General features: G+C 40.9%; 26 protein-coding genes. 15 read left to right on the top strand and 11 right to left on the bottom strand.

Annotation, left to right across the window (positions count from 1 at the left end):
- Positions 1-98 precede the first annotated feature (98 nt).
- On the bottom strand, positions 99-1,040 hold the full coding sequence (gene epsC / locus FY048_RS07050; protein WP_446090650.1) for a serine O-acetyltransferase EpsC: 942 nt from the start codon (positions 1,038-1,040) through the stop codon (positions 99-101).
- A gap of 18 nt (positions 1,041-1,058) precedes the next feature.
- Complete coding sequence (locus FY048_RS07045; protein WP_446090649.1) at positions 1,059-1,568, bottom strand: rhodanese-like domain-containing protein; 510 nt, start codon at positions 1,566-1,568, stop codon at positions 1,059-1,061.
- A 359-nt stretch (positions 1,569-1,927) separates the two neighbouring features.
- Between FY048_RS07045 and FY048_RS07040 the strand changes: the two genes are divergently transcribed.
- Positions 1,928-2,746, top strand: coding sequence for an AraC family transcriptional regulator (locus FY048_RS07040; protein ID WP_446090648.1), 819 nt, complete (start codon positions 1,928-1,930; stop codon positions 2,744-2,746).
- A 49-nt stretch (positions 2,747-2,795) separates the two neighbouring features.
- On the opposite strand, the gene FY048_RS07035 is transcribed toward FY048_RS07040, so the two are convergent.
- Positions 2,796-3,398: a LysE family translocator gene (locus FY048_RS07035; RefSeq protein WP_446090647.1), complete on the bottom strand. Its 603-nt coding sequence runs from the start codon at positions 3,396-3,398 to the stop codon at positions 2,796-2,798.
- A gap of 155 nt (positions 3,399-3,553) precedes the next feature.
- On the opposite strand from FY048_RS07035, the gene FY048_RS07030 reads away from it, so the two are divergent.
- Positions 3,554-3,961: a DUF2000 family protein gene (locus tag FY048_RS07030; protein WP_446090646.1), complete on the top strand. Its 408-nt coding sequence runs from the start codon at positions 3,554-3,556 to the stop codon at positions 3,959-3,961.
- Positions 3,962-4,037: 76 nt separating this feature from the next.
- Here the strand turns inward: FY048_RS07030 and yghU are convergent, their stop codons facing one another.
- The 3 genes from yghU to FY048_RS07015 all read right to left on the bottom strand — a co-directional run bounded on the left by yghU (position 4,038) and on the right by FY048_RS07015 (position 6,572).
- On the bottom strand, positions 4,038-4,886 hold the full coding sequence (gene yghU / locus FY048_RS07025; protein WP_446090645.1) for a glutathione-dependent disulfide-bond oxidoreductase: 849 nt from the start codon (positions 4,884-4,886) through the stop codon (positions 4,038-4,040).
- Positions 4,887-4,919: 33 nt separating this feature from the next.
- Complete coding sequence (gene yfcF, locus FY048_RS07020; RefSeq protein ID WP_446090644.1) at positions 4,920-5,546, bottom strand: glutathione transferase; 627 nt, start codon at positions 5,544-5,546, stop codon at positions 4,920-4,922.
- Positions 5,547-5,666: 120 nt separating this feature from the next.
- Positions 5,667-6,572 carry a LysR family transcriptional regulator gene (locus FY048_RS07015; RefSeq protein ID WP_446090643.1) on the bottom strand — a complete coding sequence of 302 codons (906 nt, stop codon included), beginning with the start codon at positions 6,570-6,572 and terminating at the stop codon, positions 5,667-5,669.
- Positions 6,573-6,682: 110 nt separating this feature from the next.
- On the opposite strand from FY048_RS07015, the gene FY048_RS07010 reads away from it, so the two are divergent.
- Entirely contained in the window at positions 6,683-7,114 is a 432-nt protein-coding gene (locus tag FY048_RS07010; RefSeq protein ID WP_446090642.1) for a CidA/LrgA family protein, read from the top strand.
- A 12-nt stretch (positions 7,115-7,126) separates the two neighbouring features.
- The gene (locus tag FY048_RS07005; RefSeq protein WP_446090641.1) at positions 7,127-7,816 is read left to right on the top strand and encodes an LrgB family protein; all 690 of its coding nucleotides are present in this window, start codon (positions 7,127-7,129) and stop codon (positions 7,814-7,816) included.
- Positions 7,817-7,823: 7 nt separating this feature from the next.
- Here the strand turns inward: FY048_RS07005 and pdxR are convergent, their stop codons facing one another.
- Positions 7,824-9,314 carry a MocR-like pyridoxine biosynthesis transcription factor PdxR gene (gene pdxR / locus FY048_RS07000; RefSeq protein WP_446090640.1) on the bottom strand — a complete coding sequence of 497 codons (1,491 nt, stop codon included), beginning with the start codon at positions 9,312-9,314 and terminating at the stop codon, positions 7,824-7,826.
- Between the two features lie 115 nt (positions 9,315-9,429).
- On the opposite strand from pdxR, the gene FY048_RS06995 reads away from it, so the two are divergent.
- Positions 9,430-10,065: an FMN-binding negative transcriptional regulator gene (locus FY048_RS06995; RefSeq protein WP_446090639.1), complete on the top strand. Its 636-nt coding sequence runs from the start codon at positions 9,430-9,432 to the stop codon at positions 10,063-10,065.
- A 42-nt stretch (positions 10,066-10,107) separates the two neighbouring features.
- Positions 10,108-10,701, top strand: a complete 594-nt coding sequence (locus FY048_RS06990; protein ID WP_446090638.1) for a GNAT family N-acetyltransferase — start codon at positions 10,108-10,110, stop codon at positions 10,699-10,701.
- 7 nt (positions 10,702-10,708) lie between these two features.
- Here the strand turns inward: FY048_RS06990 and FY048_RS06985 are convergent, their stop codons facing one another.
- Positions 10,709-11,896, bottom strand: a complete 1,188-nt coding sequence (locus FY048_RS06985; protein WP_446090637.1) for an MFS transporter — start codon at positions 11,894-11,896, stop codon at positions 10,709-10,711.
- A 406-nt stretch (positions 11,897-12,302) separates the two neighbouring features.
- On the opposite strand from FY048_RS06985, the gene mdcA reads away from it, so the two are divergent.
- The 9 genes from mdcA to madM are packed head-to-tail and all read left to right on the top strand — an operon-like array spanning position 12,303 to position 19,608.
- On the top strand, positions 12,303-13,982 hold the full coding sequence (gene mdcA / locus FY048_RS06980; protein WP_446090636.1) for a malonate decarboxylase subunit alpha: 1,680 nt from the start codon (positions 12,303-12,305) through the stop codon (positions 13,980-13,982).
- Positions 13,982-14,866: a triphosphoribosyl-dephospho-CoA synthase gene (locus tag FY048_RS06975; RefSeq protein ID WP_446090635.1), complete on the top strand. Its 885-nt coding sequence runs from the start codon at positions 13,982-13,984 to the stop codon at positions 14,864-14,866. The genes mdcA and FY048_RS06975 overlap by 1 nt, the downstream gene beginning before the upstream one ends.
- A gap of 2 nt (positions 14,867-14,868) precedes the next feature.
- Positions 14,869-15,168: a malonate decarboxylase subunit delta gene (locus tag FY048_RS06970; protein ID WP_446090634.1), complete on the top strand. Its 300-nt coding sequence runs from the start codon at positions 14,869-14,871 to the stop codon at positions 15,166-15,168.
- Positions 15,161-16,012, top strand: a complete 852-nt coding sequence (locus tag FY048_RS06965) for a biotin-independent malonate decarboxylase subunit beta (protein WP_446090633.1) — start codon at positions 15,161-15,163, stop codon at positions 16,010-16,012. Before FY048_RS06970 ends, FY048_RS06965 begins: the two co-directional genes overlap by 8 nt.
- The gene (gene mdcE, locus FY048_RS06960; RefSeq protein WP_446090632.1) at positions 16,009-16,836 is read left to right on the top strand and encodes a biotin-independent malonate decarboxylase subunit gamma; all 828 of its coding nucleotides are present in this window, start codon (positions 16,009-16,011) and stop codon (positions 16,834-16,836) included. The genes FY048_RS06965 and mdcE overlap by 4 nt, the downstream gene beginning before the upstream one ends.
- Complete coding sequence (locus tag FY048_RS06955) at positions 16,827-17,435, top strand: malonate decarboxylase holo-ACP synthase (protein WP_446090631.1); 609 nt, start codon at positions 16,827-16,829, stop codon at positions 17,433-17,435. Before mdcE ends, FY048_RS06955 begins: the two co-directional genes overlap by 10 nt.
- Positions 17,436-17,447: 12 nt before the next feature.
- Positions 17,448-18,386: a malonate decarboxylase subunit epsilon gene (mdcH, locus tag FY048_RS06950; protein ID WP_446090630.1), complete on the top strand. Its 939-nt coding sequence runs from the start codon at positions 17,448-17,450 to the stop codon at positions 18,384-18,386.
- A gap of 48 nt (positions 18,387-18,434) precedes the next feature.
- Entirely contained in the window at positions 18,435-18,851 is a 417-nt protein-coding gene (madL, locus tag FY048_RS06945) for a malonate transporter subunit MadL (protein WP_016138482.1), read from the top strand.
- Positions 18,844-19,608 carry a malonate transporter subunit MadM gene (gene madM / locus FY048_RS06940; protein ID WP_005132241.1) on the top strand — a complete coding sequence of 255 codons (765 nt, stop codon included), beginning with the start codon at positions 18,844-18,846 and terminating at the stop codon, positions 19,606-19,608. Before madL ends, madM begins: the two co-directional genes overlap by 8 nt.
- A gap of 58 nt (positions 19,609-19,666) precedes the next feature.
- On the opposite strand, the gene FY048_RS06935 is transcribed toward madM, so the two are convergent.
- The 3 genes from FY048_RS06935 to FY048_RS06925 form a co-directional block, all read right to left on the bottom strand.
- The gene (locus FY048_RS06935; RefSeq protein WP_446090629.1) at positions 19,667-20,584 is read right to left on the bottom strand and encodes a LysR family transcriptional regulator; all 918 of its coding nucleotides are present in this window, start codon (positions 20,582-20,584) and stop codon (positions 19,667-19,669) included.
- Positions 20,585-20,702: 118 nt separating this feature from the next.
- Positions 20,703-22,103 (bottom strand): aminotransferase-like domain-containing protein, encoded by a 1,401-nt coding sequence (locus FY048_RS06930; RefSeq protein ID WP_446090628.1) that lies wholly within the window; start codon positions 22,101-22,103, stop codon positions 20,703-20,705.
- Positions 22,104-22,200: 97 nt separating this feature from the next.
- Positions 22,201-22,335, bottom strand: a complete 135-nt coding sequence (locus FY048_RS06925; protein WP_080645724.1) for a hypothetical protein — start codon at positions 22,333-22,335, stop codon at positions 22,201-22,203.
- Between the last annotated feature and the right edge of the window lie 14 nt (positions 22,336-22,349).

Raw genomic sequence — 22,349 nt, 5'->3', positions numbered from 1 at the left:
TTTCATATAAATAAGTAATAAACTGATTTATATATATACCAAATTCATATTTTTAATATATGGGTTAAAACTCTTATATATAAAATTGTGAATACGATTTATTTAAATTCTGGATTTTTTTGATAAGCCTCGAGTGGTGACTGTAAAATCTGGCTTCCTGCGGGAATACTATGTGTAAGCCAGACATTTCCCCCAATGATTGACCCTCGGCCAATCGTAATACGGCCTAAAATGGTGGCACCTGCATAGATCACCACGTCATCTTCAACAATTGGATGGCGTGTATAGTCTTTTTTCAAACGACCGTCATCATTGGTTTCAAATCGTTTTGCTCCAAGGGTCACGGCCTGATAAATACGGACACGTTCCCCAATAACGCTAGTTTCACCAATCACCACGCCTGTACCATGATCGATGAAGAATCCTTTACCGATTTTTGCACCGGGATGAATATCGATGCCCGTGGCAGAGTGTGCTAACTCGGAAATAATGCGAGACAATAAAGGCACTTGGGCATACAGTTGATGGGCAATTCGATGATGAATAATCGCAAATATGCCCGGATAGCAAAGTAATACTTCATCCACACTATGCGCCGCCGGATCGCCTTCATAAGCGGCACGCACATCACCGTCTAAAAGACGTCGTATAGAGGGCAAGGTGTTGGCAAAATCCTGCACAATATGTTGAGCAAGTTCCTCTGGCTGTTGGACTGTGTTCGAATGACTCAAATGACGTTTTGCTTCATAATTTAAAGCCAGTTGTACTTGAGCATGTAAGGCTGTGAGTACCCTATTTAAAGTATAGGCAATATAAGAATCTTCAGTTTCTTGACGTAAGTCGGCAGGGCCTAAACGCATTGGAAATATAATTCCGCACAGGTCATCTAAAATAGCTTTTAAAGCTTCTTTAGATGGAAGTTCGCGGCCCCCAAATTCTTTGGTCCTGTGCTGTTGCTGACGCCAGTCATGCCTTGCTTGTTGTAAACTTTGTACAACAGCATTAATGTTCCATTGAGTCACAAGCTTTCCTTGATTCACTGAAAATTGATTAGAGTATTAGTCTTGTTGCCAAGGAAGTTGATGAATGCGCCAGCCGTTTTTTTGATTACGCTGTTGTTGATCATCTAAGTCGCCTTCAAAGCCTTCAAGAACGTTATAAATGTGCTCAAAACCAACATTAAATGCGGCCTCGGCAGCTTGTGCTGAACGGTTGCCACTACGGCATAGCAAAAGAATGGTTTTGTCTTTGCCAACTTTTGATTCGAGTTCTTTTAAAAAGCGTGGATTACGGTTAAACGATGTGCCTGTTGCCCAAGCGACATGAACACTTTCAGGAACATAACCCACAAATTTACGTTCTTCATTGGTACGCACATCAACTAAAACAGCTTCTCCTTGTTGTACGAGCTGCCATGCATCAGTCGGAGATAAACTGCCACTAAAATTCAGTTCATGGTCCTGTGCGTATTGCTTTGCTTTAGAAAGAATATCTTCATTTGACAAGGATGGATTTGAACCAGTTGAGATAAAGCTTTGAGGAGCTTCTGTATTTAATTTAGCATTCATTGAATATATCCTTATCTTCGATTCAGATTGTTATAGTTCAATTTACGCGGTTTTAAATATAAGCAGAAATAACGAATATCTATTTATATATCTATTTTTAATAAAATGGATTTGAATGTTTTTTTATAGAGTGTTATCCATTAATCTTATTAAGTTGGATAAAAATAAGATAAGTATAAAATTAATTTTTAAAATATTAAAATAGTTAAATGTAGCTGCAGAATCTTTATTTTTTTACTGTTTTGATGGAAGAAAATGATGCATAGGATGATTATTGTCTCTGAAAATAAACACTGAGCGCTTGCTTCATAACTTGTATACTGAATATTCTCTAGAACATATAAAATTTTGGTGAATATGTGATTGAACTACCCAATGCAAATGATTGGATTGTCAGAAATTCTGACCCAAATAGTCTAGAGCGAATTGAAGCATTTTTTACCGATCATGCTTACGAGTCACATCGCCATGATACTTTTGCAATTGGGCGGACTTTAACTGGTGTTCAAAGTTTTCATTATCGGGGAGAGATGAAACATAGCCAGCCGGGAATGACGATGGTTTTACATCCTGATGAAAAACATGATGGAGAGTCAGGTACGCGAGACGGTTTTAGATATCGGATGGTTTACGTAGAACCTGCAACCCTACAGGAAATTATGAAGGGCAAACCTTTACCATTTTTTGAAAATGGCTTGAGTCAGGACCCTCGCTTATTTAAGGCAACCGATGTGTTATTGCAAGGAATAGATCAACATATCGACTCTTTAGAAAACCAAGATGCTTTATATGATTTGGCCAATGCACTTTACGAAATTTCTGGTAACCATCCACGAACTTCTCATAGTTATGACTATGTTGCCGCCGAGCGTGCCAGAGAATTCATACATGCCTCTTTATATGAAAATATCTCTTTAGATGATATTGAAAAAAATGTTGGTCGTGACCGTTGGAGCCTTTCGCGAGATTTTCGACTCTTGTTTGGTACAAGTCCACATCGATATATGACCATGCGTAGGTTAGAGGTTGTGAAGTCCTATCTGAGGTATGGCGAGTCATTGACTCAAGCTTCATTGATTGCCGGATTTTTTGATCAAAGCCACATGTCACGCCATTTTCTAAAAGCTTTTGGTTTAACCCCAGCCAGATGGCGGATGATTAATAAATTAGCTTGCTAAATCAAATGATTCAAAAGTCAGCCTATTTTAGACTGACATAGTTTGCATCTTAAACTAGATTCATGCCTTTCAAAAAATCATAAAGCATAAATATGCCAGAAACGATTAGCATCATTGCCATGGCTTTATTCAGGCGATTAAACCAAATTTTATTTTTAATTTTTTTACCTAATATTGCACCAGCCCACGAATAAAGGAAGGGTGCGCCAGCTGCACCAATTGAAATGAGCAAAGAAACCAAAAATATGTGAATGCCAGTAATGTGCGCTGTTGGGTACATAATTGTTGTAACAGGCAAAATCACTAAAATCCCTTTTGGATTTAAAGCTTGTATCCAAAAACCATTCCAGAACGACAGTGCTTGAACTTCAGCTGTCTCATAACTGATTTCGATATCTGCCTTTAACATCTGAAATGCAAGATAAAACGTATAACACGCGCCAAGCAAAGCAATATAGTGCAGGGCATTTTGTGGAATAATCGCCGCACCTGCATATCCAAAAATCATGAATAGCATCAACATGGCACAGCCGACACCTATAAAAAAATAAATCGTTTTTTTGAACTGTCCTGTAAGGCCCGAATTTAAACCTATGAAATTTACTGGGCCGGGGCTATACATCACACTTAAGGTATAAAGAAAGATTTCCATAACGCATCTACTGAATCAAAAACAACCCAGCATACTGACTCGTAAATTTAGGGTCTTGTACGTTTGTGATGACCCTTGCACAAACGTACAAGACGAGAAAAAACAAGATTAGGCATGATGACTGACTTGAGATACATGATTCGGGAAAGAGGTTTATGTTTGACACAAAAATTGCGTTGATTGTCCGTAACGATCTTGCAACTTGGCAAAGGCTAAATGTGGTTGCATTTTTGGCAACGGGAATTGCCTCGGCTGTACCTGAAATGTTGGGTAAACCTTATATCGATGCAAATGGTTATGAATATGGCAACATGCTAGGGCAGCCGATGTTAGTTTTTGAGGGAGATTTATCAGGGCTACAAAAAGCACATCGCAAAGCAATTGAACAAGATTTAACGATAATTCCCTATGTACATGCCATGTTTTCTACAGGCAATGATGAGGATAATCGGGCTGTATTTCTGGCCGATGATGGGAATCAATTAAATTTGGTCGGAGTAGCGTTAAGAGGACCTAAAAAGGCAGTTGATAAGGCAATTAAAGGACTTTCTTTACATCAATAGATTAAATAATTTTTAATATTGAAGATTAATAAAACCCACTTTTTGAGCAAAAGTGGGTTTTATTTAAAAATGATGATTAAACTTTATCTTGAGTCTTGGTCTCAAAATCGCTGGCATCATGGCGTTCATGCAACTGTGTAGCTAAATCACCAAAAGTACGGTTGACCATACGACCACGTTGAACCGCAGGGCGCGCTAAAATCGTATCTGCCCAACGCCGAACATTTTTATATTGGTCAACACCTAAAAACTCTGCGCCGTTATACACCCAGTTTTTAACAAGACCACCATACCAAGGGAATGCTGCAATATCAGCGATGCTATATTCAGAACCAGCCAAATATTCGTTTTTTGCTAAGTGTTGATCCAACACATCAAGCAAACGTTTAGTTTCCATGGCAAATCGGTTAATCGCATATTCAACTTTAACGGGTGCATAAGCATAAAAATGTCCAAAACCGCCACCTAGGTAAGGCGCGCTACCCATTTGCCAAAATAACCAATTGAGACATTCAGTACGTGCAGCAATATCAGTCGGAATGAAAGCTTTAAACTTTTCAGCCAAATAAAGCAAAATTGAGCCAGATTCAAACACTCTTAATGGCGGGTTCTGGCTATGGTCAACCAGTGCTGGAATTTTAGAGTTTGGATTAGCTTCTACAAAACCACTGCCAAATTGCTGTCCTTCACCAATTTTGATGAGCCAAGCATCATATTCAGCATCTTGATGACCCAATGCTAAAAGCTCTTCTAGCAAAATAGTGACTTTTTGGCCATTAGGTGTTGCTAAAGAGTAGAGCTGGAGCGGATGTTTCCCTACTGGAAGTGTATGCTCGTAACGAGCACCTGAAGTAGGTTGGTTTAAATCGGCTTTCTCTCCAGTCCATTGCCAAACTTGTGGAGGGATATAGTTTGAATCACTCATTTTTTATCTCGTGTTTGGTGTAAATATAAGGATTTATTTATGTCGCAAGGTAAGCCATTTTTGTACGCTTGGTCGTTGCCATTGCTGTAATGCATAGTTCTTTAAGCGTTCTGGTACAGCATCACCATTTTGAATAAGACGTTGCAACATTAGGGCAAGTTCAGCATCCACAATGCTCCATGAACCAAAAAGAAATTCGGCATCAGACGCTAGAAGTTTTTCTGCAACAAAGAAAAGTTTCTCCGCCGCTTTTTGACCTTCTTCTGAAAGTGGAGTGGACTTGGGCTGAATAAAAATAACATCGGTTGGGCGTTCAGTTCTTAGTGCCACTAAGTCGGATCTGAGCCATGCCTGAATTTGTCTTGCTCTTGCACGTGCTTGAATATCTTTTGGATAAATAGATGTGTTTGGATAAAGCTCTTCAAGATATTCCAAAATGGCAGAAGATTCTGATAAAGCAAAATCATTATGCTCAAGTACAGGCACTTTGGCTGTTAATGACTTTTCTACGTACGATTTTTCAAACTGGCCTTGCTGGCCTAAGTTGATGGTCGCCATTTCAAATGGAATTTGTTTTTCATGTAGCCCTACAAAAACTGTAAACGCGTAGGGGCTTAGAAATTGTGAATCTGTGTATAGCTTAAAATGTTCATTATTCATTGTTATTGTCCATGTCATAAAACAGAGTGAACTAGTCTAAGTGAGCTGATCCAAGATTGGGTAGCTTTTTTGTGGAAAAGCTTTATCGGTTTTTGAATTAAGCGACTTCAGTGCTTAACGTTAGGGCTTAATGTGCTGAAAATGTTGGTGGATAATGCTAAGCCAAGCTTGTACTGCTGGTGAAACAGGAAGATTCTTTTTCCAAGCCATCACTAAGTGCCATTGAATATTTGGTTTTTCGAGTGGCACCGCTGCAAATAAAGTTGGGTCAAGCATGTCGGTATAATATTGTGGCAAGAGAGCAATGCCCATGCGTTGTAATACCATATCTGCCAAAAGGTGCCATTGACTGGTACGGCAAGCAATGGTTGGGTAAAAACCATGCTGCTTACAGGCATCGAGAATAATACTGTTTAAAGAGAAATTTTCAGGAAACATTAAAAACGATTGATGTTGTAGTTCTTCTAGGTTTATTTTTTTGCGAGTCGCCCAAGTTGCATCTCGACGTAAAAGTACCATTAAAGGATAGTTACATAATTCAATGCTATTAAAGATTTGCTCATTAAAGGGTTGCAATAAAACACCCACGTCTAGTTCATTGTTAAGCAAAGCTTGCTCAATACCGCGTGAACCAACCTCCATAAAAGCCAATTCAATATCTGGCCATTGCTGATGATAATCAAACAAGGCAGTGGTTAAGAGCTGTGAACCTAAAGGTGGAACGCCAAGTTTTAAAGTTCCTGTTTTTAATTGTTGGTAGTTTTCAATTTCAAGAAAGATGTTCTGTTCTGCCTGAAGAAGCTCGATCGCATGTTGATAAATGCGCTCTCCAATTTCGGTTAACTCGATTTGTCTTTTACGGCCGTGATCGGGTTTAACCAAAAGCTGTACCTGAAGTTGCTCTTCAAGCTGCTGTAATATTTTACTAATGGTGGGCTGAGTCAGATATAACTCTTCAGCAGTACGGGTAAAACTTTTAGTTTTTACTAGTGTAACGAAGCACTGTAGTGATTTTAGAGAAAGCATAATAAAGAATAGATTATTCCATTTTGGAATGATATTAACATGAATAATTCATATTTAGCAGGTTCAACCAAGTTAGCATAATGGTGTAGTTAACCATTTAATTTCGCAAAATGAGTACTGAATCTGCTTCTGGAACACCCACACAACCTTCACTTTTAGTTTTGGTTAAACAAATTCTAATTTTGGCTGGATTTTGGTGGGTCGGATATCTCTTAAATCAAAAACTTGGCGTACCTGTCTCGGCAGGCATTTTAGGTATGTTTTTATTGCTTTTATGCCTGTTCTTTAAAATTATCAAAATGGATCAGGTAGCAATGGGAGCAACCGTTGTTTTAGGTGAACTGTTGCTGTTTTTCGTGCCCGTTGTGGTCGCTGTAGTGCAGTATAAAACCTTGTTTATGACCGAAGGATGGCAAATTGTCTTGAGCATTGCGGTTGGGACCATTTCGGTCATGCTCAGTACATGTCTGACGATTCACTATTACAATCGTTTGAAAGCTTATTTACAGGCTCGAAAACGTCTTCAACATAAGCATATCTAAAGAGCAAACGACATGAATATCTGGTCAATTCTTTGTCTGATCTGGACTTTGGTCGCCTATGTTGTGGCAAAGAAAATCTATCAGAAAAATCCGAAACTTTGGTTATCACCCGCAATTAGTGTGCCTGTACTCACCATCATTTTGATGACGATTTTTGGAATTTCATATCAAACTTATGCTGAAGATACGCAGTGGATTGTTAATTTATTAGGGCCTGCAACGGTTGCATTTGCTGTACCGATTTATCGTTATCGGGAAACGATTCGTAAAAACCTTGGGGTGCTATCGATTGCAATTATTGTGGGTATGAGTGTGGGCGTAATGTCTGCCTATGAAATGGCGCAGTGGTTCCACTTTAGCCCAGAAGTGACTAACAGTTTAATGGCACGTTCTATTTCAACTCCATTTGCCATGATTTTGGCGGAAGATATTCACGGTTCGGCAGCTTTGGTTTCACTATTTACAGTCATTACTGGTTTAGTCGGTATGATTTGTGGCGATGCGATTTTAGCGATGACTAAAATCCGTTCTAATGTGGCAAATGGGGCAGCCTTCGGCAATGCAGCCCACGGTTTTGGTACAGTTAGAGCACAGCAGCGTAATAGTGAAGAAGGTGTGATTGCCAGTTTAACCATGGTTATTGCAGGTATTTTAATGGTACTCATTGGGCCATTTGCCATTCATCTATGGTTGCTGTTGTAGGTTTTATCTAAGTTGGCTTGTCATGTTGCTGAATAATTTTTGATAACTTTTTTATGGCTTGTTGCAGAAGCTCTGGTTCAAAGTCGCTTAACCCAATAATTAACCCCGAACGTTGCTGTTCCTTTGAAAATGTCGGTGAAATGGCTTTAATCGCAATGCCGGCATTAATTGCCGAACTTGCAACTTCAATGTCATTAATATGAGGGGCAAGCCATAACACCATGTGCATGCCTTGATCACCAGGCTGTAACCAAGCAAGTTCCTGAGGGATGTGTTTTTCAATCATGCCAATAATGTGTTCTCGTACTTCTGCATAAACATTGCGGATGCGTCGAATATGCCGCTCTAAATAACCTTCTTGAATAAAAGCTGCTAAAACGTGTTGGTCAGCAGCAGGTGGGTGTCTATCAATTAACACTCTGAGTCCACAAAACGGTGCTACCAGTTCCTTAGGTAACACTGCATAACCAAGTCTGAGTGATGGAAATAGGACTTTACTGAAAGTACCAAGATAAATCACTTGATCGGGTGCCATACCTTGTAAAGATGGAAAGGGTTGACCGTTATAACGAAGTTCACTGTCATAGTCATCTTCAATGATCCATGCATTTTCCCGTTTTGCCCAAGCCAATAAAGCTGTACGTCTTGCTAGGCTCATTGGCATCCCAAGCGGATATTGATGAGAAGGTGTGACAAACGCTGCGCGGGCATGTTTAGAAAGTTTAATTCCAGTTTCAACATCAATGCCTTCTTCATCGACAGGAACTCGTACCATGCCGATGTTTTGTACAGAATGCTCAAAAATGGCTGTGGTCCCACGATAAGCCGGATCTTCAATCCAGACCTCATCTTTCGATTCAAATAAAATCTGACTACATATATAGAGCGCTTGTTGAATGCCGGGTGTAATCACGATTTGGTCAGGTTCACAGTGGACAGAACGTGATCGGCGGACGTAGTCGGCTATAGCAATTCTTAGTGATAACACGCCTTGAGGTTCGCCATATCCTGAAGGGGCACCTGCACCTCGTGATCTAAATTTATTGCCGAACTTGCGCCAAATATCGCTCGGTTGGGTACGTCCAACGGGGACAGATACAGCAAATGGAACATGCGGGAGTGGTTTAAATTCTTTGAGTACCTCAGCATAAGAAAGTGCTGATTTGGTCAAAGGGATTGAGCTAGGTATGGTTTCCTTTTGAGAATGTTGCGGCGTAGTTTTTTTAGTTAAAGCATGAGACACATAGGTGCCCGTTCGTGCTTGAGAGTCAAAAACACCTTCAGCTAAAAGCTGATCATAAGCTTCAATAATGGTTCCGCGAGCGACCCCAAGTGTTTGAGCCAGTTCACGTGAAGAAGGCAACGGATCGCCGGGCTGTAAATCACCACTTTGTACAGCTTCACGCAAAGCTTGGGTCAATTGAGCACTAATCTTTCCTTGGCTTTTATCAATCTTTGCAATCGACGGAAGTTCAACAACTTTTGCCATTCTTGCCATAATTCTGGTCTACTTAAAAAAATACAAAGTGGTTCTTTTTAATAAACCACATAAACTAGAAAATTTACAACACAAAATATAAATAACCCTGATATTTACAGTGAGGTTTCTAGCCATGTATATCCCCGATGATTATGCAGAAAACCGTTTGGATGTGTTGCATTCTCTTATTACAGAACATCCGTTTGGTGTGCTTTTTACTCATGGAAGTCATGGTTTAGATGCAAATCATCTTCCATTTGAATTACAGGCAAATGAAGGGGAATTTGGCATACTACTTGCGCATGTGTCTAGAGTTAATCCTGTCTGGCAGGACATTAAAAATGGAGATGAGGTGTTGGTCGTATTTCAAGCGGGCGATGCTTATATTTCACCAAACTGGTACCCATCCAAACATGAAGAGCACAGACAAGTACCGACATGGAACTATAGGGTTGTGCATGCTTATGGCAAAGTAACCATTCGAGATGATGAACGTTACGTCCGTGGTGTTGTGGCTCGTTTAACCCGTACCCACGAAGCATCTCAACCTGAACCATGGAAAATGTCCGATGCACCAAAGGACTATCTTGAACCGATGTTAAAAGCCATTGTAGGTATTGAGATTGAAATTACCAAGTTGCGAGGAAAATCAAAACTTGGGCAAAACAAAGAACGTCGAGACATATTAGGCGCGGCAGATGGCCTATCGAAATCTGGTCATCAAACCATAGCGGACGCTATGTATAGTGTGGCTGAGTTAAATAAATAATTTTGAAAATATAAAACTTTAATATCAACTGAGGAGACAAAAATGTCTTGGACTACACCTGTTGAGCTGGTTGGCGAACACGTTATTTTAAAGCCGCTAGATTTAACTCAAGCTGAATCACTCGCAGAAGCAGTTTGTGATGGGGAACTCTATAATCTTTGGTATACCCGTGTGCCAAGACCTGAACAAATGGCTGCTGAAATTGAAAGACGTCTTGGTTTGCAAAGTTCTGGTTCTATGTTGCCATTTTATATTGAAGACCGAAAAACAGGGCAAGCGTTGGGTATGACAACTTTAATGCATATTGAAGAAGCCCATCGCCGTGTAGAAATTGGTTCGACGTGGTACCGAAAGTCTGCACAGCGTTCGCCAGTCAATACTGAGTGTAAAAAGCTATTGTTCGCTCATGCATTTGAGTCTTTAGACTGTATTGCGGTTGAGTTACGCACATCTTCTTTAAACGTTCAAAGCCAAGCCGCAATTGTACGTTTAGGCGCAAAGCTCGATGGGGTACTCAGAAGCCATCAAATCGTGAAAGATGATATTTTACGGGACACTCACGTTTACAGCATTTTAAAACATGAGTGGCCTGCGGTTCGCCAAAATTTGGAATGGATGTTAAATAAACCGCGATAAGAATGATTTAAACAAGCTGCTTTCCCCTTTTTTGGCTTAACCAGAAAAGGGAAACTGCGGTAACCACTAACCATGGTATTAAAGCGATATTCATTGTTTCCCACCCAAATAAATCGAGTAAAGCACCGGCGCTAAAAGAACAAATTAAGCCGACAACAAAAACAGTCATGTCATTAATGGCTTGAGCCTTGGCTTTTTCAGCTGCTGTATACGTTCCGGTAAGCAAAGACGTGCTACCAATAAATAAAAAGTTCCATCCCACACCTAATAAAATGAGTGAGATTGCAAACGATGCAAACTGAATACCCGAGAGGGAAAAAGCAATGTAACTAGCAAATAATACAAGACCAGTAAACATGATTTTAAGCACTCCGAATCGAGCGATTAAATGTCCAGTAAAGAATGAGGGTAGGAACATACCAAGCACATGAAGTTGAATGACAGTTGTAATCGTTCCAAGTTCATGGTGTGAATGTCGCATGGCAATAGGTGTGGCTGTCATACCTAAAATCATAATGCCATAACCAGTTACTGCACCAAATAGAGCAACTAAATAGGTGGGTTGAAAGACAATTTGTTGCCATGGGCGACCAGCAGTAAAGTCCGACTTTTGCTCAACTGTATCGGCAATATGTAGGCTAGATAAAATGCCCATTGCCACAAGTGAGATGATGCTAATAATTAAGAATGAACCGATATATTCTAAATGTTGGAATAATGGGCCACCAAAACGGGCCAAAGTTGGGCCGATCAGTGCGGCAACAATTCCACCTGCCATAACCCAAGAAATGGCACGTGATCGGAATGCATCATCTGCTACTTCACTGGCAGCAAAACGATAAAATTGGGCAAAGGATTGGTAGGCTCCGACACATAATGTGCCCAAAGCCAAAAGCGTTAGTGAGCTATAAAAAATACCTATAGAGGCAATAATTCCACCAAGTACACCCAAAAAAGCACCAAACAGAAAACCGTTACGTCGCCCTACACGTGCCATGAGCATTGATGCAGGGAACATCATTAAAGCTGTGCCCAAAAACATAGATGCGATTGGCAAGGTTGCAAGTGTTGGAGTATTTGCAATATTCGCTCCAGCCAAACCGCCAATGGTCATAACCATGACTGATATGGTTTGGAAAAGCGATTGGGAGCTCGCCAAAATTAATACTTGGCGGTGCATGGTGTTGTGAAGCATAAAGGGCCTTTAATTATATTTGGTCATCAATGAGTGTGAATGTTCTGTTTATATATAGAGCGAAGTATCAACCCCCAAACTTGAAAATGTATATATATTTTTGGCGGTAGGGATATCTATATTGTTTTGTCATAAACTATTTTTTATCAAGTAATTGCAACTGAATAATCAGACTTAATATTCTATCATCTGATAGTTTGATACAGAACAGTTGGAGCTCCAGTTTTTTTAAATAAAACCGTTCATAAAGGGTGTTTGGTAAGTTTATTCTCTTAGGTTCATTTTTAGCCACCTTAAAATAAATCATTAACCTGAGGTTAACGACCGCTGATGTAGGTTGATTGATCAAAATTCCATAAAGCGTTTTTATAGATACAGAACAAAACTGGGATCTATAGGTAAGCACATGGAAGGATCAGTTCAGAATAAAGAACGGTTATGGACAAAGCGGCGTCATGCTAAACAGCTAAAATTGGAGATGGCAAGCCAATATACCGATGGAGTGGTAATTCCCACCCAAGACATTATTAAAGTCTTAGAAACATTGATTACGCCGGGTGACAGGGTTGTACTCGAAGGAAATAACCAAAAGCAGGCAGATTTCTTATCGCGCTCTTTGGCACAAACCAATCCAGATATTTTGCACGATTTACATATGATCATGCCAAGCGTTGGGCGCTCGGAACATCTTGATCTGTTTGAAAAAGGCATTGCTCGTAAGCTCGATTTCTCTTTTGCTGGCCCGCAAAGTTTGCGTATTAGTCAGTTAATTGAAGATGGCTTGCTAGAGATTGGCGCGATCCATACCTATATCGAATTATATTCACGTTTGGTGGTCGACCTTATTCCAAATGTGGTGCTCTCAGCTGGTTTTATGGCAGACCGTCAAGGCAATATCTATACAGGTCCTAGTACTGAAGATTCTCCGGCACTGATTGAACCTGCGGCTTTTAGTGACGGTATTGTGATTGTTCAGGTGAATGAACTAGTCGATGACGTAAGCGATTTACCCCGTGTCGATATTCCTGCTTCTTGGGTGGATTATGTGGTGGTCGCAGATCAGCCATTTTATATCGAACCGTTATTTACCCGTGACCCGAAACACATTAAGCCTGTGCATATACTCATGGCGATGATGGCAATTCGCGGAATTTATGAAAAGCATAATGTGCAATCGTTAAATCATGGCATTGGTTTTAACACTGCGGCAATTGAACTGATTTTACCGACCTATGGCGAGTCTTTAGGTTTAAAAGGAAAAATTTGCCGAAACTGGACACTTAATCCGCATCCAACCTTAATTCCAGCGATTGAAACAGGTTGGGTTGAAAGCGTGCATTGTTTTGGTACTGAACTCGGTATGGAAAAATATGTTGCAGCTCGTCCTGACGTTTTCTTTACAGGTCGTGATGGTGCTTTACGTTCTAACCGCATGATGTGTCAGCTTGCAGGTCAGTACGCCGTTGATTTGTTTATTGGTGCAACATTACAAGTTGATGGAATGGGACATTCTTCAACTGTTACCAAAGGTCGTTTAGCTGGTTTCGGTGGTGCACCAAACATGGGACATGATCCACGCGGACGTCGTCACGATACGCCAGCATGGTTAGATGTGCGTTTGCAAGGTGCCAATGAAACAGAAACCTATTTGGCACGTGGTAAAAAACTCGTTGTGCAAATGGTGGAAACTTTCCAAGAGGGCGGTAAGCCGACTTTTGTAGAACGCCTTGATGCGATTGATGTGGCTAAAACGGCTGGTTTACCTTTAGCACCGATCATGATTTATGGCGATGACGTGACCCATTTACTCACCGAAGAAGGCATTGCTTATCTATATAAAGCAAGCAGCCAAGAAGAGCGCCAAGCAATGATTGCTGCGGTGGCAGGTGTGACCAGTATTGGTTTAACTCAAGACCCAAAAACAACAGCACGTTTAAGAAGCGAAGGTCTGGTGGTATTCCCTGAAGATTTAGGTATTCGCCGCACCGATGCAACACGTGAGCTTTTAGCTGCAAAAAATATTGCTGACTTGGTGACATGGTCAGATGGTTTATACCAACCCCCTGCAAAATTTAGGAGTTGGTAATGATGTCACAAGTTCAATATCAAATACTTAGCGATAGTCAGCTTTTGGCAAGTTTAGCGGTTGAGGCTTTGATTGATGAAGTTAATCTGACGCCTAAACCAGCTTTGGTTGATCGCCGTGGCAGTGGTGCACATGATGACCTGACTTTGGAGTTAATGGAGCGCTCTGCAAAAAGTTTACGCCCGATGTTTGAAGAAATGGCTCAAGCTGCAAAGCATCATGGTGAGGTTTGTTTAGCCTTGCGCGAAGACATTGGTGAAATTGGTCGCCAAGGTGAAAACACCATGATGTTGGTAACAGATGGTGTCAACACACACCGCGGTGCAATTTGGGCCTTGGGTTTAATGGTAACTGCAGCAGCATTAGCGCGCACGAATCAACAGTACTTATCGGCTGTTGAACTATGCCAGTTAGCAGGCCAGATTGCTCAGCTTGAAGATCGTTTTATTCCAGAGCAGGCCTTGAGTCATGGTCAGCAGGTACAAAAGAAATTAGGCATCTTAGGTGCCAAAGAACAGGCTCAACAAGGTTTTCCAACCATCGTAAATTTTGGCTTAAAGCAGCTTTACCAAAGTCGTAGTAAACCCATGAAAGAGGAGTTCGCTCGCTTAGATGCCTTACTTGCCATGATGACCGATCTGACCGATACCTGTGTGCTTTATCGCTCTGGAACATCTGGTTTAAAGCGTATGCAACAAGGTGCTCAGCAAGTACTGGATCTGGGCGGTAGCTCAAGCTTAGAAGGTCGACGTGCTTTGCATCTTTTAGAGATTGACCTGCTTCGAATGAAAGCTTCCGCAGGTGGTGCCGCAGATTTGTTGGCAGCCACTTTGTTTATAGATCGTGTTGAGCAGTCATCTTTAAAAAATAAAGAGGGATTTTGATTATGGAAACACTTCATTTTGAATTTGTGGCAACAGAGCCACCTCTAAAAAAAGCGTTGGTAGGATGTGTTGGCTCGGGTGATTTAGAAATTTTGATGGAACCCGGTGAAAAGGGAAAGACCTCTATTCAGGTAGTGACTTCGGTAGATGGCAGTGCAGCACGTTGGCACAATCTTTTTGAACGGATTTTTACTGCGCAAATACCGCCAGCGGTCAATATTGATATTCATGACTTTGGTGCAACTCCCGGTGTCGTTCGCTTACGTTTGGAACAAGCATTGGAGGAGATTGCTCATGACTGATATTCAGAGTTTGTTAAATAAACAAGATTTTATTGAACTCAGCGCCAGAGAGCGTGCCAAAGCATTATTAGATGAATGGACTTTTCGAGAGCTACTCGACCCATTTGCACGTGTTATGTCGCCTTGGCTCGTTAAGCAAAATATTGTCCCGCAAGCAGATGATGGTGTGGTGATTGCGAAAGGATCTATTCAAGAACGCCCAGTGGTTTTAATTTCAATTGAAGGTTTATTTCAAGGCGGAAGTTTAGGTGAGGTAGGTGGTGCCAAAATTGCAGGTGCCTTAGAACTTGCGGTTGAAGACAATCTGAAAGGTATTCCAACTGCGGCAATTTTACTATTAGAAACGGGCGGTGTTCGCTTACAAGAAGCAAATCTGGGCTTGGCAGCCATTGCTGAGATTCAGGCTGCAATTGTGAACTTACGTCAGTATCAACCTGTGATTGCCGTAGTTGCTGGCAGTGTAGGGTGCTTCGGCGGTATGTCAATTGCAGCTGGACTATGTAGCTATATTGTAATGACAAAAGAAGGACGTTTAGGCTTAAATGGCCCGCAAGTGATTGAACAAGAAGCTGGTGTACAAGAATATAACGCCAAAGATCGTCCATTTATATGGAGTATTACTGGTGGGAACCAACGGTTTGCTAGTGGCTTGGCAGATGCTTTTGTTGACGATGATCGCCACAAAATTCGTCAGCAAGTCATCGATTATTTAACCCAAGGCTTGCCTCATCAGCATCGTAGTTCAAATTACTCATTCTATTTAGCGAAGCTACAACAAGTTGATACTGCTGAGCAGATTACTCCAGCACAGGTTCAGGCTTTGTATCAAGGAGAGCAAGTATGAATATCGCCGTTGATACATTAAAAGCATCTACACGTGGTGCACATTGGTTTAAAGCATTTACACAGGGTTTTAAGACCGTTGAAGGTTTTCCAGCTTCAGTTTGGGTGGCTGATGGTCAAATTGATCAGCAAGCGGTACGTGTTATTGCTGTTGTTCAAGACAGTAATAATCTGTTCCCTCGGGCAAGACAAGGTGAAGTTGGACTGCTGGAAGGCTGGAATTTAGCAAAAGCAGTCGATGACGTGATTCAAGCCGATGCACAGACTGAAAATAAACGCGGCATTTTATGCTTGGTTGATGTCCCAAGTCAGGCCTATGGGCGCCGTGAAGAATTATTAGGTATTCATCAAGCTTTAGCAGGTGCAGTAGATAGTTATGCCAGAGCCAGATTGGCAGGCCATCCCGTTGTGAGTTTATTGGTAGGTAAGTCGATGTCGGGTGCTTTCTTGGCGCATGGATACCAAGCCAATCGTATTATTGCCTTAAAAGATTCAGGTGTTATGGTGCATGCGATGGGTAAGGAATCTGCTGCACGTGTAACCCAACGGTCGGTTGATGAGTTAGAGCAATTGGCTTCCAGCATTCCTCCAATGGCTTATGACATTGAAAGTTATGCAACGCTTGGTTTGTTATCTGAACTGTTATCTGTTGAAAACCCTGAACAACCGACAACTGATGATCTTTTGTTAGCGAAACAGGTGGTTGCTCAAGCATTTAAAGAAATTAATGCTGATCAATCTAGAGGATTAGAACAGAGACTTCACGGCCAAAACCGTCAAATGTCTAAAAAAGTCCGTGAATTATTGCGCGAGCAATGGTCATGAAACTTAAGCTTGAAGCCCATGATTTACTGTGGGGCATGACGGTCGATTACTTGGCTGATGATGCTCCACCTTGGGTGAGAGAGTCGCTACATCGTGGAGACCCTGTTGTAGTTCGACGGGCAATTACTCCTGTAGATCAAGTGGCTGTGGGTGTAAGAGGACAATTTCGTCATCAACGATATGCAGCTCAAATGCCACGATCTGCAATTAGCAAACAGCTTAAGCCAGAAGCACTCACTCGCGTAGATACGCAGCAGTTTGAGCACTTGGCAGGATGTTTACAGAGCATTTCTAGCATTATGAAAAACTTTTCAGGTTGTTGGGGATATACGGGAAGTTTCGGGTTTGAACTGGCAACGGGCATTGAAACGGTAAGTCAGCAAAGTGACATAGATTTATTGATTCGAGCTGAACAACCTTTTGCCAAAAAACAGGCGATTGAGCTACTCGAAACTTTTCAGCAAGCAGGACTGAATGTGGATATACAGCTACAACTTCCACAAGGTGGTTTAGCGTTAAAAGAATGGGCTGGGAACAGTGGAAAAGTTCTATTGAAACGTCCTGATGGTGCTGTTTTAGTAGAAAACCCATGGAATTAGGGAATAGATATCATGGCTTCGATTTGGGTATATCCGGGACAAGGTGTGCAACGAGGCAACATGTTGCACGACTTACCTCAAACCGCTGTGGTTAAAGAATACCTTGAGCGTGCATCGGATGCACTCAAAGAAGATGTCTTGATGTTGGATAGTCCGGCTGCATTGCAATCGACACGTTCAGTACAGCTTTGTTTACTTATTTCAGGTGTGGTGAGTTCAGCACTATTAACTGCTGAAAACTTAACACCAGATTATGTTGCGGGCTTATCGATTGGTGCATGGTCGGCTGCGGTTGTAGCGGGAGTTTTAGCCTTTGAGGACGCCGTTCGTTTAGTTGCCTATCGAGGTGAACTCATGCAAAACGCCTATCCAACTGGATATGGTATGACTGCCCTGATTGGTACAGACCGTACAGCTGTTGAAACATGGGTCAAACAGATTTATGAAATAACGCCAGAGGTGTTTGTCGCAAATATTAATGCACATAACCAGATCGTTATTTCAGGAAGCTTTGAAGCCATGAACCAAGTTGCTGTTTTGGCAAAGCAACAAGGCGTGGTGGCAAAAAAATTAGATGTATCGGTGCCATCGCACTGTGAATTATTAAGTCAGCAAGCAACGCAACTTGCAGCGTCTATGGAGGGACTTACTTTAAAGCAGCCTAAAATACGTTATTTAAGTGGTACAACGGCTCGTACGCTTAGCAGGCCAGAACAGATTGGTGATGACTTGGCTTTTAATATGAGTCGAACTGTAGATTGGGAAAGTACCATCCAAGCTGCATGGGAGCGAGGTGTGAGGTTACAGGTTGAGGCTTTGCCAGGAACGGTGCTCACTACACTTGCACGTCGAACATTTAAGGAAGGAACCGTGTTGTCACTTCAAGGGACACGCATAGACAGCATTCAGATGGCAATGCAAAAAGAACAGGCCAATTGTTTTTCTGTTTGAATCTGATTTTACAAAAGTATAAATGATCCAAGGATATGAGGGATTGTCATGATTATATATGGAGTTGGTTTACTCGCACTTTGCACCTTGGTGGGTGTTATTGTTGGCGATCTACTGGGTATTTTATTGGGCGTAAAGTCTAATGTTGGTGGCGTGGGTATCGCCATGATTTTACTCATTTGCATACGGTTATGGATGGAAAAACGTGGCGTAATGACAGTTGAAACCGAAAAAGGCGTTTCATTCTGGGGCACCATGTATATTCCTGTTGTTGTTGCTATGGCAGCACAACAAAATGTGGTTACAGCATTATCTAGTGGGCATATGGCACTCTTTGCGGCGGTTGTTTCAGTAGTTGTTTGTACATTTACCATTGCAGGTTTAAGTCGTTATAACAAAGCAAGCCCTTTACCTAAGGAAGAAGACACCACATTAAACAGCATTGGAGGCAAAGTTCATGGTTGAATTATTATTAAAGGACTTAACCCATTTAGGTTTAATTACAGCTTTTGCCTTAATTGCTTTAATTATGTGGTTGTCGACCAAGCTATCTAAATATTTAACCAAGGGACGAGTGCATGCTTCAGCCATTGCAATTGTGATTGGTTTAATCTTGGCATGGTTTGGCGGAAAAATGACAGGCGGCGAAAAAGGTATTACCGATCTTGCGCTCTTTACGGGTGTCGGGCTTATGGGCGGTGCAATGCTTCGTGACTTTACCATTGTCGCAACGGCATTTGAGGTGCAAGCCACTGAAGCGAAAAAAGCTGGATTTATTGGCGCATTCTCTTTATTTCTCGGAACCATTTTGCCGTTTATTGTTGGTTGTATGTTTGCATGGATTTTTGGCTATCGCGATGCAGTAAGTATTACCACAATTGGTGCAGGTGCAGTGACTTATATTGTGGGACCAGTGACAGGCGCTGCCATTGGAGCAAGTTCTGAGGTCATGGCACTCTCAATTGCAACAGGTCTGGTAAAAGCAATTTGTGTGATGGTTTCAACACCGCTGACCGCAAAATTTATGGGATTAGATAATCCACGTTCTGCCATGATTTTTGGTGGTTTAGCTGGAACGGTCAGTGGTGTGTCAGCTGGTTTAGCAGCGACAGATCGCCGTTTAGTGCCTTACGGTGCGCTCACGGCAACGTTCCATACAGGTCTTGGCTGCTTAATGGGGCCGACTGTTTTGTTCTTTGCGGTTAAAGCTTTGGTAGGCTGATAGATATTTAATTCTTAAACAAAAGGGCTGTTGTTATCTAAAACAACGGCCCTTATTTTTATCTTTTAAAATTAGACGCAAACATGCGACATTCAGCAATCAGAGCAAGTAAGTTAGGGTCGCGTTCTTTACTTTTTAGAAAGACCAAGCCAATTTCCTGTTGCATGTGATATTGCTGTTTAAGTGGAATAAGTTTAACTGAACTTTCATAAACAGCCGAAATACGGCCGGGCAATAGGGCAAAACCGACGCCAGAGCTGACCATACTAATTAAGGTGAAAATATCATTCACTTGCAAAGCAACTTTAGGTGAAAAGCCAGCTTTTTTAAAAATGATGTCGCTGTCATTATGAGTGGCAAAGCCCTTAGTTAAAGTTAAAAAAGTCTCTTCTTTCAAAAGGCTTAAATCAATATCTTTAAACTCTGTATATTTAGAATCTTTATTGACTGCTAGAAAAATATCGTCTGAAAACATCGGTAAAATTTCAAAGTCATCGTCTTGAGTCGTTTCATTTAACGCCACGATAATGGCATCAAGTTCCGTTGCCTTAAGTTTTTTTACCAAATCCTGATTTGAGCTGAGTAAAAGTTGGATATCAAGCTCACTACGTCTGAGTTTAAGACCGCTAATCACATTTGGAAGTGTCTTTACAGTTAAAGAATAAAGCGAACCTAAATGTAAGACCTTGGCTGCAAAACCAGCGGCTTCTCTAGTTTTATTTACGGTAATAAAAATGTCTTGTACGATTTTTTGCGCCCGTTCTTCAAACACATAAGCACTTTTTAAAGGAATCAGGTTACGGCCTTCATTTTTAAAAAGAGGACAACGTAAAGCGCTTTCTAAAGAGTGAAGCGCTTTGTGAACACTGACATTACTCAGCTCCATTTCTGTCGCTGTTTTAGACAAATTTCCACAGCGCATAAAAGCTAAAAAAATCTGTATTTTTTTAAGGGTAAGTTCTTCATCAATTTCCATATAAATACCTTGAACCTGCTTCCCTTAAAACTATAGATTTGAACGATCAAGTTACCACAAAATAAAAACGATAAAATTGTGCTTAGGTCGAAGGGTTGATTGATGAACCTGCTTTATCTTATTGCTGAATGGTTTTAATGATTTGATCTAATGCATCTTGAATTTTAGAGTTCCATTCAAAAGAGCAGTTGATTCGTAAATAATGCTGCTGCGAGGGTAAAACACTAAATAATTGGCTTGGAGCTACACCAATATTCTGTTGGATCAATTCTTCATAAACTCGCATACTGTCTAGCGTGCTAGGGAGTTTAACCCAAAGAAAATAACCACTTGGGTAGTAGTACAATTCGTATGAAGCAGGCAGGTTTTGTTTTAAATAATGATAAAACTGTTTTTTATAACGTTCGAGTGAAAGTCGTAGAGTACGCAAGTGCTTTTCATAATGATGATGAGACAAAAACTCAACCAATGCATTTTGAATGAGTGCATTCACTGAAATGGTACTCATGAGCTGCAAGTGCTGAATATGGTCTGAAAATTTACCCGCATAGACCCAACCGACCCGAAAACCTGCTCCTAATGTTTTAGAAAAAGACGAGCAGTGAAGCACCAGATTTTGCTGGTCAAAATACTTCATTGAAAGTGGTTTTTGGCCACCATAAAAAAGCTCTTCATAGACATCGTCTTCAATCAAATAAATTTGGTTTTCGTGGAGCAACTTGGCAATTTTATATTTAATGTCATCACTGACGGTAAAACCAATTGGGTTATGGCTATTTAGCATAAGCCAGCATACTTTAATCGGATAATTATTAATGACCTGTTCAAAAGCCTCTAGATCAAAACCATGTTGAGGGTGTTCAGGAATCGTAATCACTTTTAGACCTAAACGTTCTGCTGCCTGCCAAGCGCCATAAAATACGTTTTGCTGTAATAAAATATAATCGCCCGGCTGAGCAACTGCTTGCAAAGAAAGATTAAGCGCATCTAATCCGCCAGATGTAATGACAATGTCATCTGGGTCGGTCTGTATACCTTGCATACAGTAGCGCTGAGCAATTAGTTTTCTTAATGCTAAATTACCCGGAGGTAGGCTTGTGGTCTGGTCATAACTGTTTTTTTGACGCGCAAGCTGTCCCATAATCTGAATTAACTTTGGCGCATATAAAAGCTGACTATCTGGAAAGGCCGAGCCAAAAGGTACGACAGATTCATGTTGAATCGATTTAAGATATTTAAAAACTAAAGAATTAATTTCAATTTTAGAGTTAAGTGAAACAACTGAATACTGCTCTAAAGGTTTAAGAGCAATTTGCTCAGCAACGAAATAACCTGATTTTTCTTTTGAATAGATAAGGCCTTGCGATTCAAGTTCTTGGTAGGCATTCATGACGGTCATTAAGCTAAAACCAGAACGTTGTACTTGATCTCTTAATGATGGTAATTTTTCATGCGCATTTAAAGTGCCACTTTCAATAAGTTGGCGAATACTATGGGCAAGTTGTTCAGATTTATACATGTATGGGCTGCCCAAAATGACAAAATAAAAGATGCACTTACTCATAATAAATGCCGTTTGCAGAATCTACAAACGGCATTTGTTTAGAAAGTTGGAATTACTTTAAATAAGGGGCGGCATAAATCAATATGACTTTAAACAAACCCGCAATAACACCTAAAGCTAAAAAGCCAGCAAGCCATAGCAGAATAAACCATTGGGTTTGATTGAGTTTGACTGATAACTTTTTCATAAAACCCCCATAAA

The sequence above is a fragment of the Acinetobacter sp. 1124_18A genome (assembly GCF_052824995.1).
This window is presented reverse-complemented; position numbering and strand designations above follow the sequence as displayed.

Coding starts and splice junctions, on each gene's coding strand:
- FY048_RS07005 (WP_446090641.1), top strand. CDS start 7,127: ATGAATATCTGGTCAATTCTTTGTCTGATCTGGACTTTGGTCGCCTAT.
- FY048_RS07045 (WP_446090649.1), bottom strand. CDS start 1,568: ATGAATGCTAAATTAAATACAGAAGCTCCTCAAAGCTTTATCTCAACT.
- pdxR (WP_446090640.1), bottom strand. CDS start 9,314: ATGGCAAGAATGGCAAAAGTTGTTGAACTTCCGTCGATTGCAAAGATT.
- FY048_RS06955 (WP_446090631.1), top strand. CDS start 16,827: ATGGTCATGAAACTTAAGCTTGAAGCCCATGATTTACTGTGGGGCATG.
- FY048_RS06975 (WP_446090635.1), top strand. CDS start 13,982: ATGATGTCACAAGTTCAATATCAAATACTTAGCGATAGTCAGCTTTTG.
- FY048_RS07035 (WP_446090647.1), bottom strand. CDS start 3,398: ATGGAAATCTTTCTTTATACCTTAAGTGTGATGTATAGCCCCGGCCCA.
- FY048_RS07010 (WP_446090642.1), top strand. CDS start 6,683: ATGAGTACTGAATCTGCTTCTGGAACACCCACACAACCTTCACTTTTA.
- FY048_RS07015 (WP_446090643.1), bottom strand. CDS start 6,572: ATGCTTTCTCTAAAATCACTACAGTGCTTCGTTACACTAGTAAAAACT.
- FY048_RS06935 (WP_446090629.1), bottom strand. CDS start 20,584: ATGGAAATTGATGAAGAACTTACCCTTAAAAAAATACAGATTTTTTTA.
- FY048_RS06990 (WP_446090638.1), top strand. CDS start 10,108: ATGTCTTGGACTACACCTGTTGAGCTGGTTGGCGAACACGTTATTTTA.
- madM (WP_005132241.1), top strand. CDS start 18,844: ATGGTTGAATTATTATTAAAGGACTTAACCCATTTAGGTTTAATTACA.
- FY048_RS06985 (WP_446090637.1), bottom strand. CDS start 11,896: ATGCTTCACAACACCATGCACCGCCAAGTATTAATTTTGGCGAGCTCC.
- FY048_RS06995 (WP_446090639.1), top strand. CDS start 9,430: ATGTATATCCCCGATGATTATGCAGAAAACCGTTTGGATGTGTTGCAT.
- madL (WP_016138482.1), top strand. CDS start 18,435: ATGATTATATATGGAGTTGGTTTACTCGCACTTTGCACCTTGGTGGGT.
- FY048_RS06925 (WP_080645724.1), bottom strand. CDS start 22,335: ATGAAAAAGTTATCAGTCAAACTCAATCAAACCCAATGGTTTATTCTG.
- mdcH (WP_446090630.1), top strand. CDS start 17,448: ATGGCTTCGATTTGGGTATATCCGGGACAAGGTGTGCAACGAGGCAAC.
- FY048_RS07030 (WP_446090646.1), top strand. CDS start 3,554: ATGTTTGACACAAAAATTGCGTTGATTGTCCGTAACGATCTTGCAACT.
- FY048_RS06965 (WP_446090633.1), top strand. CDS start 15,161: ATGACTGATATTCAGAGTTTGTTAAATAAACAAGATTTTATTGAACTC.
- mdcA (WP_446090636.1), top strand. CDS start 12,303: ATGGAAGGATCAGTTCAGAATAAAGAACGGTTATGGACAAAGCGGCGT.
- yghU (WP_446090645.1), bottom strand. CDS start 4,886: ATGAGTGATTCAAACTATATCCCTCCACAAGTTTGGCAATGGACTGGA.
- mdcE (WP_446090632.1), top strand. CDS start 16,009: ATGAATATCGCCGTTGATACATTAAAAGCATCTACACGTGGTGCACAT.
- yfcF (WP_446090644.1), bottom strand. CDS start 5,546: ATGAATAATGAACATTTTAAGCTATACACAGATTCACAATTTCTAAGC.
- FY048_RS06970 (WP_446090634.1), top strand. CDS start 14,869: ATGGAAACACTTCATTTTGAATTTGTGGCAACAGAGCCACCTCTAAAA.
- FY048_RS06930 (WP_446090628.1), bottom strand. CDS start 22,103: ATGTATAAATCTGAACAACTTGCCCATAGTATTCGCCAACTTATTGAA.